This is a genomic window from uncultured Arcobacter sp. (assembly GCF_937982575.1).
Lineage (GTDB): Bacteria > Campylobacterota > Campylobacteria > Campylobacterales > Arcobacteraceae > Arcobacter.
Genome location: NZ_CALJLR010000017.1, coordinates 1 through 19069, shown reverse-complemented (window position 1 = coordinate 19069; position 19069 = coordinate 1). Strand labels below are relative to the sequence as shown.

At 26.3% G+C, this 19069-nt stretch carries 12 protein-coding genes and 1 tRNA gene; 3 read left to right on the top strand and 10 right to left on the bottom strand.

From position 1 onward, the window contains the following. Positions 1-293 precede the first annotated feature (293 nt). Genes Q0617_RS11145 through Q0617_RS11135 form a run of 3 tightly spaced genes read right to left on the bottom strand, consistent with a single transcriptional unit; the run spans position 294 to position 1917 of the window. Complete coding sequence (locus Q0617_RS11145; protein WP_298753367.1) at positions 294-905, bottom strand: hypothetical protein; 612 nt, start codon at positions 903-905, stop codon at positions 294-296. A gap of 9 nt (positions 906-914) precedes the next feature. Beyond that, a complete protein-coding gene (gene traT / locus Q0617_RS11140) occupies positions 915-1700 on the bottom strand; it encodes a complement resistance protein TraT (protein WP_298753366.1) in 786 nt (261 codons plus the stop codon). A gap of 1 nt (position 1701) precedes the next feature. Next, positions 1702-1917, bottom strand: a complete 216-nt coding sequence (locus Q0617_RS11135) for a PLD nuclease N-terminal domain-containing protein (RefSeq protein WP_298753365.1) — start codon at positions 1915-1917, stop codon at positions 1702-1704. A 135-nt stretch (positions 1918-2052) separates the two neighbouring features. Here Q0617_RS11135 and Q0617_RS11130 point away from each other — a divergent pair, with 135 nt between their 5' ends. Then, positions 2053-2295: a helix-turn-helix transcriptional regulator gene (locus Q0617_RS11130; RefSeq protein ID WP_298753363.1), complete on the top strand. Its 243-nt coding sequence runs from the start codon at positions 2053-2055 to the stop codon at positions 2293-2295. Between the two features lie 189 nt (positions 2296-2484). Here Q0617_RS11130 and Q0617_RS11125 read toward each other — a convergent pair whose 3' ends face one another. Both Q0617_RS11125 and Q0617_RS11120 read right to left on the bottom strand, forming a co-directional pair. Further along, a complete protein-coding gene (locus Q0617_RS11125; protein WP_298753362.1) occupies positions 2485-2697 on the bottom strand; it encodes a hypothetical protein in 213 nt (70 codons plus the stop codon). 9 nt (positions 2698-2706) lie between these two features. After that, complete coding sequence (locus Q0617_RS11120; protein ID WP_298753361.1) at positions 2707-3012, bottom strand: hypothetical protein; 306 nt, start codon at positions 3010-3012, stop codon at positions 2707-2709. A gap of 143 nt (positions 3013-3155) precedes the next feature. Between Q0617_RS11120 and Q0617_RS11115 the strand changes: the two genes are divergently transcribed. Then, complete coding sequence (locus tag Q0617_RS11115) at positions 3156-3380, top strand: hypothetical protein (RefSeq protein ID WP_298753360.1); 225 nt, start codon at positions 3156-3158, stop codon at positions 3378-3380. 97 nt (positions 3381-3477) lie between these two features. Beyond that, positions 3478-4605, top strand: coding sequence for a DUF4172 domain-containing protein (locus Q0617_RS11110; protein WP_298753359.1), 1128 nt, complete (start codon positions 3478-3480; stop codon positions 4603-4605). Positions 4606-5302: 697 nt separating this feature from the next. Here the strand turns inward: Q0617_RS11110 and Q0617_RS11105 are convergent. From Q0617_RS11105 to Q0617_RS11085, 5 genes are all read right to left on the bottom strand, one after another. Then, a complete protein-coding gene (locus Q0617_RS11105; protein WP_298753358.1) occupies positions 5303-5500 on the bottom strand; it encodes a helix-turn-helix domain-containing protein in 198 nt (65 codons plus the stop codon). A gap of 1203 nt (positions 5501-6703) precedes the next feature. Continuing rightward, complete coding sequence (locus tag Q0617_RS11100; RefSeq protein WP_298753357.1) at positions 6704-8131, bottom strand: hypothetical protein; 1428 nt, start codon at positions 8129-8131, stop codon at positions 6704-6706. Continuing rightward, positions 8121-13748 carry a hypothetical protein gene (locus Q0617_RS11095; protein WP_298753356.1) on the bottom strand — a complete coding sequence of 1876 codons (5628 nt, stop codon included), beginning with the start codon at positions 13746-13748 and terminating at the stop codon, positions 8121-8123. Before Q0617_RS11095 ends, Q0617_RS11100 begins: the two co-directional genes overlap by 11 nt. A 520-nt stretch (positions 13749-14268) precedes the next feature. Beyond that, a tRNA-Glu gene (locus Q0617_RS11090) sits at positions 14269-14344 on the bottom strand. Between the two features lie 188 nt (positions 14345-14532). Further along, positions 14533-19069 (bottom strand): Ig-like domain-containing protein (locus Q0617_RS11085; protein WP_298753355.1); only part of this gene is annotated, 4537 nt, incomplete at its 5' end.

Genomic DNA, 19069 nt, shown 5'->3' with positions numbered 1-19069 from the left:
TGTAAATATTTTTATATAAAACTTTTTTGTTATTAATAGTATCTATAATAATATTATTAACTTATTAAATAAATACTCTTTTATGTCATTATTCAGTCTATCAAAATAACGTCACATATTGTGTCACAAAAAGCATTATCTATAAAAACTTATTAAATTAAAACAATTAACCAAAGATTAGTACTTCACTATAATTATATCTATAGAGTACTTTTTTCTTAAAATCACCCTCTTTAAACTAAAAAAGCCAGATTACGAGAACCTGGCTTTTTGTTTTGGCTGTATAATTTAGATTATTTAAAAGCACCTTCTTTAAAAGTTATGATATCTTTAACACGCTCTTCATCATCATATAAATCATTATCTTTATAATACTGTATAACTTCATTTGCATCATATACTAAAATATCGTGAGGACGTTCATCGTACACTTTAAATGTTATTACACCATTTTTTCTTACACCCTTAACGCCACAATTTCTAGAACCAAGACTTAAAACTGTACCCATTGATGTAGTACAGTTCTTTAGATAATCTTCTGGAGTATTTATAAGAACATTGTTCATATTAGAAATAGCCGTTGGAGATATAATTGCAAAATATGATTTACCCGTCAATAATGTAGTTTCAGCAGCAGCTTGTAATGCTGCAGTAACAGCATTATTTATGCCCATATGGACAAAGCCATAATCACTAAAGCTAGAAATAGCATCAATCAAATAAATATCCTTACCCTCTTTTGAAGAGATATAAGCACAAGTACTTTGGTTAATTAATTTGTATTTTGATTTACAATAATTACTTTCATAAGGTACTTTCACGGCATATGTTTTGTGATTAACGCAACCTGTAAATAAAAATAATGTTGATGCCATTAATAATGTTAAAAAAAGTGTTTTCTTCAAAATATACTCCTAAAATAAATTTGAAATTCTAGTTGATGCTTTAGAACTTAAAATTGGAAGAGCTTCATCTAGCTTTAAATCCATTCTAATCGCTTCAACAAATGCTCTAGTTAAATATTTATTATAACTAACAGTGTCGTATTCGGTAGTTTGTTCAGATATACCACTATCCATATCTGTTACTCCGTCTTTATTTCCAAGAGAACCAGCAAGAGTATTTGCATTACCAGCTCTTTGAGTATTAGACAAAGATGCACCAGCATCTATTGTACTTCTAGCGGTTTGAATCTCTTTTCCTTTGTAATCTCTAATTTCAACATCAATTACAGCACGAAAAACATCATCTTCCATAGCAGAAGAAATAATACCACCACCAAGAGCAGCAACAGCACCAATTAATAGTGAATTTGAACCACTTTGACCAGCACCAACTGCACCAAGACCAAATAATGCACCAGCTTGTGTTGCACCTTTAATTGCGTTTGCTTCCTTTAAATTATTTGCGAAAAGTACGTTAACAAACAATCCATAAGAAGCCTCTTTTGAATTTCCAACTATTGTATAGCCTTTAGACTCTAATTTAGTTTTCAAATCATTTAGCAAATTAAGATTTTTTCCACCACTTCCAGCAGTATTAGAAACTTGCAAGTACATTTTTCTATTATCTTTTTCACTCTTATCAAGTGTAATAGTTCTTGTTAGTTTTGCTCTTGTTTGTAGCTCAGTAGTTCCACATCCTACCAATACAAAGATAGCCAATATAAGGATTAAAGAATTTTTTATAGATATCTTCATCTTAATTACTTTTCTGTATCTTTTGTTTTCTACCAATAAAGTAATATAGTATCGCACCAACAAATGGCAATACAAAAACAACTATAAGCCATATCAATTTGTTAGCACCATCAAACTCACTTTTTAATATATCAATCAAGATATAAATGTATATTCCTAATAACAATAGTGGTATAACACTTACTATTAAGAATTCTAAACCTCCAGGCATTCCCATATTTTCTCCTTTTATTTAATTGTTAGTATTTTAGTAAATTAGTTATTAATATATAATTATACATATATGTATTATTGTATATTTCATAATTCATATAGAATCTTTTATATTTATACATATATGTAAAGGTTCTATGTGCTTAATTTTTCTGATGATGAAATATTAGAATTTCAAGATAAGATTTCAAATAATATAAAACAATTAAGACTTAATAAAAAAATGACCCAACTTGATTTATCAATTGAATTGGGTCTTAGAAATTCAAGCTTTATATCCCATGTAGAAAATCCAAAGATTCCAACTCATCACTATTCTATTGTTCACCTATATAAACTTAGCAAAGTTTTTGAAGTGGAGATTGAAGAGTTCTTTAAATAAAAAACCCTACTTTAATTTATTGACATTAAAATCCATAATAGATACAATTCTAAATATCAAAAGGATAACAATGGATACTTTAGAATTTACAAAACTATCTATCATGACAGTTATTGCGGTTTATATGCTATACCTTTCAATCAATCTAGAATCAAATAAGAAAGAATCTTAATTTTTTAAAACATAAATTTAATATTCACTAAAATCTTCTATCATTATTTTATTCATCTTTTCGTATATTTCATTTGCAAATTCACTTTGTGAGACATAATTAGAGCTATCAAATATTTTTGTATACTCCTTACTACATCCAAACTCTCTTTCTATAAAGTTTTGAAGCTTTTCCTGTTCCTCTTTTGTTAAGTTATTTTCTAGCTCTATTATTGTTTTTACGTTTGACATTTTACACTCCTAGATAACTAATGTAGTTCTAATTACAGTTTCTAAAATTGATGGCTTTAAAAATGACAGGTTTTCATTTGAGAATAGATTAATTACATCAAGTAAAAACCAATCAGTACAAATTATACTACTAGAATATAACCACTTCCAATTTTCTTTCAATTTGTTAATTATTTTATATGCAAGAAATAAAACTAATCCAATTAGAACTAAATAGATTAATTTTAATTCAAAGATATTAATTACAATAAAGAATACCAATAAAAATATTGGAACTATTGGTGCTAATAAAAATTCAATCACACTCTTTTTCATCTTCTATCCTTTTATATTTTATACTATAATAGTATTTATTTATCAAATTATATACTAATTATAGAACTATGTCAATAGTAAACATACTAAATTAGTATATTTTATGATATAATTGTTCCAATTACATATTTCAAGGTAAAAGAATGAATAAAGAAGAATTTATAAATAGATTAAAAGAGTTAAACATTTCAAAAAAAGAGTTTTCAGAGATGACAGATATTCCATACTCAACAATTAATAACTGGGGTACAACTAGATCAGATAATAAAACACTACCAGTTGCTTCTTGGGTTGAATCTTATTTGAATTATTATGAGAAAGCTAAAAAATTTGATTATATTAAAAAAGAAGTTTGTGGGAAGTGTTGATTAGTGAGTTTTTTTATAAATGAAATAAATAATTAACTTATTCACACCATTTATGGTATGATTATATAAACTAATCGCACCATAAAGGAAAAATATCATGAAAAGATGGATTTGGCAACAAGATAACTATCCAAATTTTACTTATGATTCTAAAAAATTAGAAGATTTAATACAAAAAATATCTTTAGAACAAGGGTACTTAAAAGCACTTACCGAAACTATGAATAAAGACAATATTATTCAAAGACAATTTGATACCTTACTAAATGAAACTATAAGTACAGCAGCAATTGAAGGAGAAGTATTAAATCGAGATAGTGTAAAAGCTTCTATTGCTAAAAAATTTGCACTTGATGAGATGCATTATAAAAAAACAGATGAAAGCACTGATAATCTTGTTGAAATTCTTATTGATGCAAATACAAATTATAATGATGGTTTAACACTTGATAGATTATTTGGTTGGCACAATGCACTTTTTCCAAAAGGTTATAGTGGATTAACTAAAATCAATACTGCAAACTTTAGAGGAAATGAAACTATGCAGATAGTTAGTGGATTTGTAGGAAAAGAGATAGTTTATTATGAAGCACCTCCAAAAGAAAAACTTGAGAAAGAAATGAATGAATTTTTAACTTGGTTTAATAGTACAAAAGAGAGTTTAATAAAAGCTTGTATTGCTCATCTTTGGTTTGTAATTATTCATCCATTTGATGATGGAAATGGAAGAATTTCAAGAGCTATTACTGACCTTGTTTTATCAAAAATCGAGAACTCAAAAATATCAAGACTTTACTCCATGTCAAGTGCAATAAATGATGATAGAAAAAATTATTATAAAGCTTTAGAAAGTACAACAGGATACATCAAAAAAATAGATAATCATCTTGATATAACTATTTGGTGTGAGTGGTTTTTAAATACGTTATACAAAGCTTTACTTGATACAAAAAATAGATTAAATCATATTGTTCAAAAGACAAAATTTTGGGATAGAAATAAAAACAAGAAATTAAATCTTAGACAAATAAAAGTACTTAACTTTATTTTAGATATTGGAATAGAAAGTTTTATAGGAAATCTTAGCAAAAAGAAATATATGAGTATTGCAGATACAACTTCAACAACTGCATCAAGAGATCTAGCTGAACTTTTAGAAAAGAATTGTATAAAACAGAAAAAAGGAACTGCTGGTAGAAATATTAGTTATGAGATTGTTTTATAATTTTAAAATAATTTTTCTTTTCATCAAAATAGTAGAATATTTATATTGATTATTCTAATTGATTAAAACTCTCATATTTGCACAAGAAAGCATTTTATCTTTAACTCAACATAAATATCAAAAAACAAATAATTTCAATGATTTGATGCCTTTATGTTTGTTTAAATGCCTATAATCTAAATCTTAAAAATGTGTATTGAAAAAATTCTTAATCTCTCTACTTCACATTAAAGCGTAAATGCTTAACTTTAACATACTATACTACGAAGTTAGGACATCAAAATCTACAAAACGGGCTTTTGAGGAAATCCACAAGGGACATCAAAATCTACATGCTATTTTTTTAAAATGTAAATCTACTATGAAGTTAGGACATCAAAATCGCAATTTTTTTTTCACTGCGACATCAATTTCTACATAATGAAAAAACTGAATTTTTTTACAAAAACCCTCTACTGATTTTATAATTCTAAGTTTGAAATTTTTTTGATTTTATAATTTTAGATTTTATAAATTTTCAAGATATTAACATATTTTTTTATAGATTAATTTTTATTCTTTTTACAATTAAAAATACATTTTTCCTTCTTTTATTTAGAAAAAGTATTGAATAAAATTGTACAGTAAAATTAAAAAATAATTTTACTGTACAGTAGGTATTTTTTAAAAAAGTTAATTAAATTTTTTAACTTTTTCCTTAATTTATTCCTATAACTTTGTGCTTCTCAAACCACTTATTAATTTCAAAAATATCATAGCGAATAAACTTACCAATTTTTGAAAATGGTATCGTTTTATTCATTCTCATTTTTGCTTGTGTAGACTGTTTTATTTTGAAAATATTTTCAAAATCTTTTGGACTTAGCCATCTATTTTGCACTTCAGTATTTAACATAGTATTCCTTCTAATATTTTATAATGTTTTATTAGTTGAAAATGGATTTTTTTTATTTTTTGATGTATGATTTTAGTATTTAAAAAATTACTATCTTTACATAATCTTTTTTTAGTATCTCGAATTGAGATTCATTTTAGTTTTCATCATTTATAGATGATTATTTTAGTTAATTCAAATTTATGAATTTGAAAATCTCTCAGTCATTTTTAACTTCAAACTTTCTTGTTTTGCTATCTAAAAAAATAACATTTTATTGAAGATATTATAAGTTTATATCTTCCTTTTAAAATCTCATAGTATTTCAACTACAGACTTTTTGTTTAGGTTTACTATATAAATTTAATAAAGAAATATCTAAGATATTTATATAATTTTTTTAATTCAAATAAATGAATTTTATATCTCTTTGCTATTTATTAGTTAGAGATATCTTTTGGATTATCATTACTTTACATAATGATATATTATTGTATTTTCAACTTATATAATAGTATATTGATTCACCTGACTATTAACTTAAAATGTATGTATAAATATTAGTTTCAAATTATTAATATTTGAAACTAAATTATAAAAGTGTTACCCAAAGTGTTACCCTTGTAAACCTTAAAGAATATGAATAATATTTTTTTCAGCTAAATATACCTATTTATGGAGCTTGTAGATTGGCGACCCCATCAAGATTCGAACTTGAGTCTACAGGAGGAAATCTTTAAGATTTATAATTACATGAATTTACAAATAGGCAGTAAAATGCCATTTTATAGGTAGTTTTTAAGTTTTTAATATTGAATAGATAGTATAAATTTACATTAATTTACAATCAAAAGTATCACCAAAAGTATCACCTTATATTATTACAATAAATTAAAACAATTCTGCCATCAATTGTAATTAATTCACTAAAACTAAAATATATTATCATAATTAAAAGCAGCTTTATAATAATTACCTTCTTCCCCTCCACACTAAATTATGCATTAGTTGTAATTCTAATTTAGAAAGATAGTTTACTTTCACTAGAAAAAAGTTGATAAGAAAACAAATACCATGTGTAAAAATTCATCAGATGATGTTAAAGCACTTGGTTTATATTTTTTAAACCAAATAACTTTAGAGGGATAGGATACTTATGTTATAAAGGATATAGATAAATATCTTTATATATTACTTACAATATATACATACTTTAATTAAAAATCAAAATATATATTCTGTAAAAAGTTTATACATAGTTCTTGCACTTGAATAAGCTGCAAAAGTATGGTATTCATCATCTTTAGCTTCATCAGCAAAATCACAAATTGCTTTTAAAACTACAGCCTTAGTTTTTGATTTACTTGCTGCATAAAATACACCATATGCTTCCATTTCAAGTCCAACAACTTTTCTTTGTTTTATTTCATTAATTACTTTACTATCTGCAACAACTGCAGAGCCAGAAACCATTTTTTCTGTAATGACTTGCGGATATCTATTTCTTTTTTTATTATCTCTAATAATTGGTATAGTGAAATCTGTATATTCTGAACAAAAATTCTCAAATAAGTTTTTGAAGAAATCATTATTAGATTGTAGTTCTTGTGTAACCAAATCGTAAATTTCAGTATCCAATTCTTTTTGTCTCATATCTTTATCAAAAAAAGTTACAATTTTTTTTCTAAACTTGTTTTTTTCTTTATCAAACTCATCACTTAAAATTGTTTTAAATTTTCCTGCTTGCCAATTCCAATTATATTGTGGGATAATAATATCTCCAACTTCAACATCGTCATCCTTTATACCTGCTGCAATTCCTGTCATTGTGATATATTTAGGATTAAAGTTATCAATCATTTTAGTTGAGTAAGTTGCTGATTCAACCATTCCCATATCATTCATAGCTTTACCAATAACTCTAATTTGTTGATTCTTAGAAGATAAGAAAACTGTCTCAAAATATGTATCATTTTCTACTTTAACTTTTTTCCATCCATTATCATCAACATCTTTAATTTCTTTTCCTTTCCATTCATTAGGTAATTTTAATACTTCATCAAATTCTTCTTTCAAAGCACATAAAATAGCTAAGTCATAATTCATTACCTTTTGCTGTTTATATAAGTTACCATGGTATAGAATTGAATACAACACTGAGTTGTCATAATTTTTTAGATCTGCTATTAGTTCTGTAATTAAATCATTTTCATTTGATGCTTGTTTTTTTATTGTGGCAATATATCTAGCCTTATGTTTTGTCTTTATATCCTCTAATGGTAAAAAAGTAAATGCTACTATTGGTAATTTCCATAAATTTTCATCTTCTAAGAATTCATCTAGTAAACTGTAACCACTAGTTGAGGTTATATCATTGCCATCTAATGCTTCATCATCAGATAATGCAAAGTCTAAAATTAATAAGTCTATATCATTATCATAAATATATTGTTTTATAAATCTCTTAAGTGCTGCTTTACTTTTACTACTTACAAACGATGATATTTCATCTACAAAGCCCTGAATATCTTTATCTTTAGGAAATAAATTTTCATCTAAAAAACCAAAATTTTTATTCAGTACCTTTCTAACTGTTCTAATATTTTTAGGTTTGTCATCTATAATTAAAATATTAATTTGTTTACTTGTCATTATTTTTATCCTTTTTTATAATTACACTTAAATATCTTTCAATAAATTCATATTCTATAATATAATCTTGGTCATTTAAAATCTCTTCAATAAACTTAACTCCAATCCTACTTTTTTTCTCTAATTTTAAATTCATGGCATCAAGAGTAAAATCTTCTTTCACCATATTTTCTACCATTATTCCTTCACCATCAGTTAAAGAAGAAATTTTAATTACTGGTTTTTTTTCATCAATGTTATAATATTTGATAGCGTTAAAAATAAGTTCAAAACAAATATGACTCATGTGAGCTACCTGTTCTAAATTCAATTTAAAAGAATCACTATTTAAACTTGTAATATCTAGTGAATCTTCTGAGAAATATTGATTTATGTTATCCATGAAGTATCTTGTAGATGAAATAAATTTCGTTATTCCGTCAAAAAATCCATCTTGAATATATGTATTTAAAGAATCAGTTATATCTATTGACGTTAATCTCTTCTTCATTTTGTTAGGTTTAACACTAGTTAATGATGATAAATGATGTAATCCATATGAGAAGTAACCTAATAATTTTAAATATTCATCTCTCTCAAGTTCATTATTTATCGTGCCATTCAAATAACTATCAATTTTTGATCTTAAATCAATTTGATCTTTAAAAGAATGATTTATAGCTGATATTTGCATCGCATAATCTTTTGCTATATCGTCATTTCTTTTTTCTTCATCTTTTCTCTTTAAAATTTCTCTAAATGTTTCATGACTAAATTCTTCTTTAATAAACTTTACTAAATCATTTTGGATTGATAAAATAATTTTTGCAATATTTAATAATTCTATTTTATTTTCACTACAGGATATTGCCATACATCCTATAGGTTTATACCATAAGTTTTCAATCGATTTAGGATATTTTATGTTATCCAATTTCTCAATATCAATATCAACTAATCTTATCAATAAAGAATTTTTATTTTCACTATTAATAAGAAAGTCTTGAACATATATATTTGACCATGTATTATCAATATCTTCTATCTCTTTAGTTATACTATCTTCTTTAAGTTCCATTGCTTTTTCGGGCTTTTTAGATAATGCACCTTTTACAATTCTATTAATATACTTTAAGTTTGGATTTTCATCATCAATTTCATTAAAATTATCCAATATATCTATGAACTTTAAATTATCAAGGTAAGATTCGTACTTGTCATACTTTGTATATATATTCTCATTAATAAATATACTTTCAACTTTAATATCATTTCTTTTATCATTAAAGTTATTATAAATAACTTTTTCTATATAAAGTTTACATTTACTGGTTTTTTCAGTAAGACTTTTATCACTATCTTTTAAAAGATACTGTAACCTATCACTGAAATTAACTCCGCTAGATATATCTTTAGATATACTATAATTATTTTCAATAGTTAATGCTTCTATTAAAGTGTAATCTGTACAGTCTACTTTTTCTACATTTTCTCTACATTGAAAAAATAGTTCAATTTGTTTATCAAGGTACTTTGATTTATCAATACTTTGCATTGAGACCATTTTTACTGCAAATTGGTAAGGTTGTAATAAAATGTGTTCATATTGTTTTTCTTTGGTTTCTATAGAAACATTAAAATAATATTCTAAATTTTTAATATTTAGTATATTTTGAATATTTAAATATCCTGCAGTAACATATAAAACATTCATATAATTAATATTTAATTTATTACTATACTCTTGTATAAAAAACTTATTAGATTCTTTTTCTTGTTCATTACTTAGTTGAGATATCATTTTTTTATCAAATACATTTGCTAATGGTTCTTTCTTGATATATTCTTCTATTTTTTTTATCAAAACAACTGTTGCCAAATAGCGTATTTCTTTAAAATAAACTATTTTTGGAAAAGATAATGCTTTAATTAAGGCAATGCTTGCTTCAAAAGCACAAATTTGAATAAATATCTTTTCATATTTATTTATAACATAAAAATATTTAATAATATTAGGGTATATAAGATCAGTAAACTTTTTCTCAAGAGTAATATACTCTCTAAATATTTCATCATAATTCCCATTTGATATTCTATTAAATAAGTCAAAATTACGGTGAATATAATCAACAGCAATCATTTTTATATAATCTTTAATTTTCCTATTAATATCAATCTTATTACTACTATTTTGATTCAGTCCATCTTCAAAATCAATAGTTGTGTGATTTATTATATTTAACTTACTAATTCTCTTTGCAATTTGAAATCTATTTATATCCAATACAGTATATTCTAAAAGCTTTTTATATTCTTCTTTTCTTTTGCATAAAAAACATTCTTCATATTTTGTAGTTTTTATAGGCTTTATTTCTAATTTTGCAAATAAATGAATAGCTTCATGTGCTTTTGTTATTTTGGAATCAATAAGGTGTTCAATACTATTTTCATCTTGTTCTAACATCCTATCAATTAATATTATAATTCCATTAAAACGTCTAATTTGATTATTACTCTTAAATAAAGTATAAATATGCTGAATTGTTGTTCCAGAGCTTATTTCATCATCAACATAAAAAAACAGTGTATTTTCTTCAATATCATTTTCGTTATAAAAGATATTACCATCTTTTTTTAAATCAATTTGTAGTATTGTAGCTCTTCCATCAAAGACAATTGTATTTACTACTGTTAAAAACTTATTATGTGTTGAATGCATTGGTGTTATAATTATTATTTCATTCTCAGAAATATTGTATTGTCCATTTACTTTAATTTTAATTGACTTCAGAAAATTGACTATTTCAGCATTGTTCCTATTAAAAAACTGAATAGTTTTTGTATAGTATAAATAATGATTGTTATCTCTTTTTATATGGCCGAAGTATATTGAATCTGCCCATTTCACATCTTTAATATCTAAATATGGTTTTAATTTCTTCTTTTTATAATCGTCAAAATAACAATTTTCTATTGAAAAATTATCTCTTTTACTTATATTATATAAAGGTAATTCATTCTCACTATTACAAAGTTTACATCCCTCCTTCTCATTTACTTTAAAATATTTTTCACTTTTTAATTGAAGTTCCAAAAGAGTGTAGTAATTATTGATATTTACTTTATTTTCTGTTTCTAGTGTGATTTCTATTGTATTTATCCAAAAGATAAATTGATTATTATATTTATTAATTATCTCTTTTTTAATATGTGTGCCATCAAATGTTACAGGTGTAAAAATAAAAAAAGCATCTGCTTCTTTATTATTTTCCATATATTCATTAAGACAGTTTTGTTCATTTTGATCTATTAAATCATCTAAAACAAGATAATATTCATCTATATTTTTATTTAAACTTCTGTAAAGAGTAGCTAAAAGTAAATTTGAATATTTACCAACTCCAATAAATTTTATATTCTTTTTATCCAAATCTTCTATAGTTAACTTAATTCTTTCTAAAATTTTATGTACAATTCTATCTATAAAACGTGAACTTTGAAAGATAATATCAAACTTATAAAATTCAGATACATGTATACCTTTTTTTACATCAACATGTAAGCATTGTTTATTATCATTTAAATTATTCATAATGAGATGTTGAATTGATACTTCACATTTCTCATATAACTCAAATGGAAGGACTACAATATCATTATTAGTTTTATAAAAAAACTCTGTTGTAGCGTAATTGTTTTTTAAAGTATTACTTGTGTCAATTAATACATCCGTAATTTTATTATAATACTTACCATAATGCTCGCTTATTAATTTATTAGAATTATAAAACTCAGAATAATTACGCCCCCCAATAAATACAATATCAAGTGATGTTTTATTGAAAAATACAACATTAAGTGGAATAATTGATTCTTCATTATATTCTTTGTTAAAAAATAGTATATAAACTAAGTTTTGCAAATATAATTCAAATTCCTTTATTGGAAAATTAATCACTAATACATCTAGAATATTTAATTTATAGGAAAAATAATATAAATCTCTTAAAAAATCACTTATTGTATTATTTGGATTTTTCTCAAAATAATTATTATAATCAAGTATACGATATTTACTTTCATTTTTAGTATCATTAATAGATATAAACTTCTTTATTTTTTCTTCTATAATTTCTTTTTTTTCAGAAATATTAATTAAGTCAGAATCTTTTAAATTTAAAGGCTGAGCCTTACGCATCTTATATATTGCATTCTCTGGAATTGTAATATATATATGTGTTCCATCTAATCCATTAATAGAAGTATCTTTAATATTATTTTTATTATCTAAACAATAATATAATGATTTTTTCTCATCTATTTTTCTATGTAACCTAATAAAAAATTCTCCTCCAACTTCATTTATTATTTTAACTAATGTTGGTATTCCAAAATGCATAATAATTCTGGGAATTTGATGTGCTTCAAAAACACCTTTCTTATTAAAAATTTTCTTTAATATTAAATGATCTATTTCAGTATCATTTTGATTTTTAACTTTATTTAATTCAAATATAGAATCTAAAAAAGGTTTCTTTATTTTTTCATCCACATTAGTAATATCAAATCTTTTTTCTAAATCTACCAATTCATCTTCTAGCGTCTTCTTATAAGTATTTAAAAAACCTTCAGTAAAATCATCATATATAATTATTTTAAATTGCTTATTTACGGAATCATAGTAAAAACAGAAATAACCATTCGTATGTTTATTTGTGTGTTTTTTTATATTATCAATACATTCAAAAAGTAAGTTTTTTAGTGGAGGAATAAGATTAGTTAAATTATTTGATTGATTATTTGGTTTAACTATTTTAAATATCTTTTCCAAATAATCTTCAAACTCTTTCCTGGAAAAATCATCATTTACATTTTTTATTAGTCCTTCAAAAATCTCTTTTCTATCATCTTTTTTTGTATAAATATCATTATAATGGATTGAATCATTAAATAATACTTTAGAAAAATTATTAATTTTAAATATAGGTAATAAATGTCTAGTTTCATCATTATTTTGGAATAATGAATCATTATGTTCTTTAGAAAAATAAAAAAATATATTTTTATAGATTACTTCCTCAGTATCACTATCAACAATTGCATTTTTATTAATTTTATTTGCAAGAATTTTAGGATAGTCTTTATTCCGTTTTTCAATATCTTTATAGTATTTATTTTCATAATCATTTATGTACTTATTCCATTTGAAATCGCTTAATTTTTCCTTAACAAAATAACCTGTGTCTAAAAATTCTAATAACATCCTATACACATGATGTTGTCTATTGTCTTTTTGAGGGAAGTTAAAGTTTGTTTTTTCATCAATTTTTTTTTCAATAGAAATAGTTTTACTATTAAAATTCTTATTTTTTTCTTCTTGAATCTTATTTTTATTTTCGTAGTCTTTAATAGTTTCTGAGGAGTAGTCTAAATCTAAAATATCAATAACTAAAACTTTTTTATTTCTATACTTATCATGTAAGTTTAAAATTAAAATTAAAAATAACGGGTCAATAAATTTAATATTATTATGAAATATAATTGAAATAACCTGATTAATTCTAAACTCTTCTTTTATTCGTAAAATTGTCTTATAAATATTATCATAAGTGTCAATATCTTTTTTTAAAATAATCATTAATATACACCTTTCCCTCAATTCAATTTATTATTATATTTCAAATAAAACAACTATTAATTTATAGATTATAATAAAATTTTAGTGCATAGTTTAGAAGAATCTGTATATCACTCCATACAGGTAAAATAAATATCTTCTTCTCTTTGATAATGGCAAAAACTAAAATAAAAAAGTCTTATACTTTTGCTCTCTACTTTTATCAAAAAAATTACCAAAATCTCATTCACTTATCTGCAATGTTTTAAAATAAAATGTATAATTTAAATACTATAATATAAAACTTTTTTGTTAATAATAATATCTATAATAACATTATTAACTTATTAAATAAATACTTTTCTATTTCTTCATCTACAGCATAAAATATATGTTAGATATTGCGTCCTAAAATACAAATTTCAAAGAACTTATAAGCTATCTTTAAGAAATATCACCAAAAGTATCACCATTAATATTTTTTTAAGATAATTAATATAGTTATTTTTCTTTTGAAGCACGTAGTTATGGTAGTTATACTTGGCGACCCCATCAAGATTCGAACTTGAGTCTACAGGAGGAAATCCTGTCGTCCTTGGCCACTAGACGACGGGGTCGAAGAGTGAAATTATAGTTTAGCCTCTGTTTAATTATGCTTAAATTTTATTCATCTTTTAAAATTTTAGCTTTATATGTAATTATCTTTATTGATTTAAAACAAGAGAACTATTTTATGGGGATATTTTAGAAGTATTTTATAGTATATAAGGATTAAGATATCTTATATAAAAGAGGAAAACCTCTCTTATATATCTGTAACAGTAATATCAGTATCAATAAATACAGTTACGTTATCGTCTCTCCACACATCAAATGTTTCACCATCATCAGTTGTAACACTCTCGTCTGTTTTAACCCAAGAGCTATCGTTATCTTCGCTAGTTAATCCTATCTCATCACCACTATCACCAATGATTTTTAAGATATTGTCATCATCTGTCATATTTATAACATCTGAAGAATCAATTTCAAGGTTATTTATTTGATTATTATCTAAATTGATTTCTTCAATATTTTTTGCAATCAATGTATCAAAATCTAAAACTCCGGCATCTTCTATTGATAAAGTATCACTACCTTCTCCGCCATCTACTGTTGTAAGATTATTTGATAGCGCATCTTCTCCTTCAATACTTATATTAAAGATATCATCTGCATCTGTTCCTGTTGTAACTTCATTATTGTTTGCATTGATTGTATTAGCATCTTCATTAGCTTCATCAGATGAATCAACTACTACACTATCAGTATCACTTTGAACTGTTTCTTCATTTGTGCTTGCTTCTGTTGCTGTTGCTGTAACACCTAAATCAAAACTTTCAGTTCCAGCAGGTACACTTATAGTCAAGTGCTCAGCAATTGATGTTACATCTTCTTCAACATTTATACTCCATGTTCCATCACCGTTGTCTGTCCCTTGACTTAGTGTTGCACCTGTTGGAACTCCTGTAATAGTCACACTAAGAGCTTCACTACCATCAACATCGGCCAATGCTGCAGTTATATCTACAGGATAGATTGTAGCAATCACTTCAGATACTGTAGTCATTTTTGGATCAACTTCAACTTCTACTTGGTGTGATTGAACTAAAGTTTTCATAGGTACGCCACCAGGAATATCTTCAGGTTGAACTTGCTCTGCAGGTGCATCTACCAATACATTTTCTGTATATGTTTCTGTCTCTGTTACTTCTTTCACCCAACCTGTTTGTCCTTCATAAGCAACATCAATATTTTTAACATCAACAGTTTCATCATCTGCAGTTGAAGCTACCATAAAATCTAACTGTGCTTGTCCATTTTCATCAAGATATACTTTATATTCATAAGTAAAGTTTTCAAAGTTATCCCAACCTATAGTTGAAACATCATCTGACTCATGTCCCCATGATTGATTAGAGTAATAATTTACATCCAGTTCTTGTCCATTTGCACTAACTTTAAAATAATCATTTGTACTAGATGAGTTATTATCCCAAGAACCTTTTACATCCATGTTAACAGTAATTGTAACTTCTCTATATGCTAAGTCTGCTCCAAAATCAAATACTTGACTTGTCTCATGGTCTTCAGGATTAAATCCTCTAACATTACTATCTCCGATATTACCAATATTGTTAATATCAGCACTTTGAGTTATTGTTTCACTTTGTGTATCTGTCCATGTAATACCTGCTGCTTCCATTGCTGCGTAATCTGGAATCAGCCCACCAGCTTCAACAGTAACTTCTTCTGATTCTCCTCTATATGAAATGCTATCTACTTTAAAATCATTACTACTATCTATATTATAAACAGATACTCCAACAGCTCCATCAGGTACTGTATACCCCCTAGAGTCATTAACATGTGATTGATTTATAGTACTTCCAACTTGATCTCCATTTGCATCATAAAAACTTATTTTTGCAGTTCCTGTATTAAAGTTACTAAAATCTAGCTCTATATTTGATGTTGGCTCTGCAAAATCTAAATTAAGTGTAGATCTTGTATTTACAACTGCACCGTTATCTACATGTGCTTGTCCAAGAGTTTCATAAGTTGTAGCCTCAGATACAGTTTTCATAATAGGTTCAGCATCTACAACTTTTGTAACTTCTCTTGAAAATTCTTGTTCAACTAATACTTTAGCCCCATCATCATTTATCTTAAAATAGTTTCCATCATTATCTATTGTGTAACCTTTTTCTTTTAAGGCAGCTAAATCTAAAACTTGTGTTTCTACATCTTGAGACTGCATTTGGTAGTAATTACCATCTCTTTCATATATACCTACAGCTTGATTTGCACTTTCACTTACTACTTCTGAAAGCTCTACAGAATCTGTACCTTCTCCAACATCAATAGATACATTCATAGGTGCATCTGCAACTGCATCAACATTTATTGTTGTAGTTGCTGTATCACTCCAAACTGTACCATCACTTACTTTGAAGTCAAAACTTACATCAGCATCGCTATTTGCATCAGGTGTAAATACTAAGTTACCAGAGTTTATATCACTAGCACTAATCTCATCACCTGCGGTTACTTCTACTCCATTTAATGTTATTGCCCCTGTAACTGGTAAAGATACAATTTGAATAGCACTCATAGAATCCCCATCTGAATCGCTATACCCAAAGTCATTGATAGATAAAGCCAATGCAACATCTTCATTTGTTGATACTGTGTCATTACTTGCTTCTGGTGCAGTATTATCTGGTGTAAATACTCCATTTGCAACATCATATGAACCATCTGCAAAAGTTATAGTTTCTACATTTCTAAGTTCTGTTACATCACCAGTTCCATCTCCATCACTATCACTTGCAGCAGATTCTGTTACTATTGTATTTCCATTTGCATCTGTAGTGATTGTATATTCTGAAATATCTTTTCCAAATGTTACAGTATCATCTCCAGCTCCACCATCAATCACAACTTTATCATTTGCATCGTTGTTGTCACTTGTAACAGTACCATTTTCATTTGTCCCAGATAGTGTTGCATCAGTATTAATAACATCATCACCACTTCCAGCCATTACAAAATCATCTGTTGATTCTGTATTTCCATTTGCCCAATCACCATGCCAGTAGTGTGTACTATCAGTTTGTCCTGTCTCATTTCCTGCTATATCTGTTTCACTTACTTTAAAGAACTCATTATCATTTATACCAGTTGCTGCTAGATTTGAAATATCTGCACTCCAAGAACCATCTTCTTGAACTGTTGCAGTACCTACTTCTGCACCATCTTCATCAAAAACAGTAATTGTATTGCCAGCTTCTGCCCCTGTACCTTTCATAGTAACTGATGAATAGTCACCTGTATTATCTACTATATCTGTAATAGCAAGATTTTCCATATCACTTGCCGTTGTATCTACAGTAATTGCTTGCGTAGTTGAAGCAGTATTTCCAGCAAGATCCGTTGTAGTTATTGTAAGATTTTGAGTACCATCAGGTAATTGACTTGTAGTAATTGAATATTCGCCATTTTCATCTGCTATTGCTGTTCCAATTGCTATTCCTGCTGCTGTTGTTATTACTACTGTTGCTCCTGGTTCTGTTGAACCTGCAATTGTTGGAGTATTATCACTTGTAATATTATCTGTTGAAGATACCCCTGTATCACTTGCATCTTCTATATCAGCTGTAACACTTGCTGTTGTATCAATACCTAAATCATCTGAATCAGTAGCAAGATTTCCTGCCAAATCAGAAACACTTACATTTGTTGTAATATTACCATCAACAAAAGAACTTGCATCTACTGTTGTTATGTATGTTCCATCTTCTTGAACAGTTGCAGTAGTCGTAGCTTCATTTCCTTGGCTATCTGTAACTGTTATACTTATAGTTTGTCCAGCTTCAACATTTGAAGTTGTACCTGTGATTTCAATTGTATCTGCAGGAGATTGAGGAATCAAGCTTTCATCACCCATGTAATTATTATCACCAAATGATATAGTCTCAAAATTATTTATAGTCATAGACATATTATTTGGACCTGTAATTTGACCGCTAAATACATCATTATTATTATTTAAAGCACTAAAGTTATAATCACTCATATTACCTGGTAATACAAGAATATCACTACCATTTCCTACATTTAAATTTATATTTTGTCCTGGATTTGTTTCAAATACAACTTTATTATCTCCATCTCCAAGATTAATATTTGCATTATTTGAATTTCCTACAACAACAAAAGTGTCATCGCTGTCACCATTAATATTCCAGCTAGCTCCATTTATTTCATCATATACAAGGTTTCCGTTATCATGATTCTCACCATTTTGACCAGATAATGCTTCTTCTAATGAATTAAAGTTCTCATTATTTACATTTCTTGCACCCTCAGAATCATATACAAATGCTGATGTTTCATCATTTGAAATAAATTCTGTATCAACTGTTATTGAAGCTGTTGTATCAACTGTTATTGTTTGTGTTTCAACACCAGTATTACCTTCACTATCTCTTGCAGTTATTGTAAGATTTTGTGTTCCATCTGGAAGTTCACTTGTAGTGATTGAATAGTTTCCATTTTCATCTGCAGTTGTAGTACCAACAATATTGCCATCTTTATCAGTTATTGTAACAGTTGCACCATTTTCTGTCACTCCTGAAATTGTTGGAGTATTATCATTTGTGATATTGTCAGTGTTGCTAACACCTGTATCACTTTCATCAACGATATCTGCAGTTGGAGTTAAAGTAAGACCATCAGGAGTCACTGTTATTGCACTTGTTTGTGTTGTTGTTGCTCCATCATCATCTTTTGTTGTTACT

Excerpts from the sequence above, each read along its gene's own strand:
- Q0617_RS11110 (WP_298753359.1), top strand. The coding sequence starts at position 3,478 with ATGAAAAGATGGATTTGGCAACAAGATAACTATCCAAATTTTACTTAT.
- Q0617_RS11115 (WP_298753360.1), top strand. The coding sequence starts at position 3,156 with ATGAATAAAGAAGAATTTATAAATAGATTAAAAGAGTTAAACATTTCA.
- Q0617_RS11125 (WP_298753362.1), bottom strand. The coding sequence starts at position 2,697 with ATGTCAAACGTAAAAACAATAATAGAGCTAGAAAATAACTTAACAAAA.
- Q0617_RS11105 (WP_298753358.1), bottom strand. The coding sequence starts at position 5,500 with ATGTTAAATACTGAAGTGCAAAATAGATGGCTAAGTCCAAAAGATTTT.
- Q0617_RS11120 (WP_298753361.1), bottom strand. The coding sequence starts at position 3,012 with ATGAAAAAGAGTGTGATTGAATTTTTATTAGCACCAATAGTTCCAATA.
- Q0617_RS11100 (WP_298753357.1), bottom strand. The coding sequence starts at position 8,131 with ATGACAAGTAAACAAATTAATATTTTAATTATAGATGACAAACCTAAA.
- Q0617_RS11095 (WP_298753356.1), bottom strand. The coding sequence starts at position 13,748 with ATGATTATTTTAAAAAAAGATATTGACACTTATGATAATATTTATAAG.
- traT (WP_298753366.1), bottom strand. The coding sequence starts at position 1,700 with ATGAAGATATCTATAAAAAATTCTTTAATCCTTATATTGGCTATCTTT.
- Q0617_RS11135 (WP_298753365.1), bottom strand. The coding sequence starts at position 1,917 with ATGGGAATGCCTGGAGGTTTAGAATTCTTAATAGTAAGTGTTATACCA.